The sequence below is a fragment of the Yinghuangia aomiensis genome (assembly GCF_039542225.1).
Classification (GTDB): Bacteria; Actinomycetota; Actinomycetes; order Streptomycetales; family Streptomycetaceae; genus Yinghuangia; species Yinghuangia aomiensis.
Window position 1 is genome coordinate 1 of record NZ_BAABHS010000093.1, and the last position, 1,168, is coordinate 1,168.

Consider the following 1,168-nt stretch of genomic DNA (forward strand, 5'->3'; position numbering starts at 1 on the left):
GGGTCTGATGCACGATCGGGTGACATCTGAACTGGCTTGCCCTGTGGGGTAGGTGGGAAGGATGTCGTTGTGCCGAAGCCCTATCCGGATGAGTTCCGCGAAGATGTCGTGCGGGTCGCTAGGAACCGCGGTCCGAAGGTGACGCTGGAGCAGGTGGCTGCCGATTTCGGTGTCCACGCGGTGACGCTGTCGAAGTGGATGCGTCGTGCTGATATCGACGATGGTGTCCAGCCCGGGACGACCGCCACGGAGAACGAGGAACTACAAGCCGCGCGCCGGCGGATCAGGCTGCTGGAACAGGAGAACGAGGTGTTGCGCCGGGCCGCGGCCTACCTGTCGCAGGCGAACCTGCCGGGAAAAGGATCTACCCGCTCGTGAAGGAGCTGGCCGGAGACGGGGTCCCCGTCGCGGTCACGTGCCGGGTCCTCAAGCTCGCCAGGCAGCCCTACTACCGCTGGCTGGACCAGCCGGTGGCCGATGCTGTGCTGGACGAGGCCCACCGCGCGAACGTGTTGTTCGACGCCCATCGCGAGGATCCCGAGTTCGGCTACCGCCTCCTGGCCGACGAGGCCCGCCGCGCGGGATCGGTCATGGCGGACCGGACCGCGTGGCGGATCTGCCGGGACAACCGCTGGTGGAGCGTGTTCGGCAAGAAACGCGGCGGAGGCAAGAAGGCCGGCCCGCCGGTCCACGACGATCTCGTCCGGCGCGACTTCACCGCGAACGGCCCGAACAAACTGTGGCTGACCGACATCACCGAACATCCCACAACCGAAGGGAAGTTGTATCTCTGCGCGGTCAAGGACGCCTTCAGCAGGAGGATCGTGGGCTACTCGATTGACGCGCGGATGAAGTCCCAACTTGCCGTCGCCGCCCTGGACAACGCAGTCGCCCGCCGCGAGGGCGTTGCCGGCTGCGTCCTGCACAGCGACCGCGGATCTCAGTTCCGGTCACGGAAATTCGTCCGTGCGCTCGAGCGTCACCGAATGGTCGGATCGATAGGGAGAGTCGGGGCGGCAGGCGACAACGCCGCCATGGAGTCGTTCTTCAGCCTGTTGCAGAAGAACGTCCTCGACCGCCGATCGTGGACCACTCGCCAGGAACTGCGGACCGCGATCGTGACTTGGATCGAGAGGACTTACCACCGCCGCCGTCGACAAGCCTCGCT

General features: G+C 65.9%; 1 protein-coding gene. It reads left to right on the forward strand.

All coding sequences use genetic code 11. The features are described from left to right. Positions 1–69 precede the first annotated feature (69 nt). A protein-coding gene (locus tag ABEA93_RS41965) for an IS3 family transposase (RefSeq protein WP_345681287.1) occupies positions 70–1,168 on the forward strand; the annotation gives its coding sequence in 2 pieces (ribosomal slippage) (positions 70–354 and positions 357–1,168; 1,097 coding nt annotated over the 2 pieces). This gene is flagged as partial in the annotation.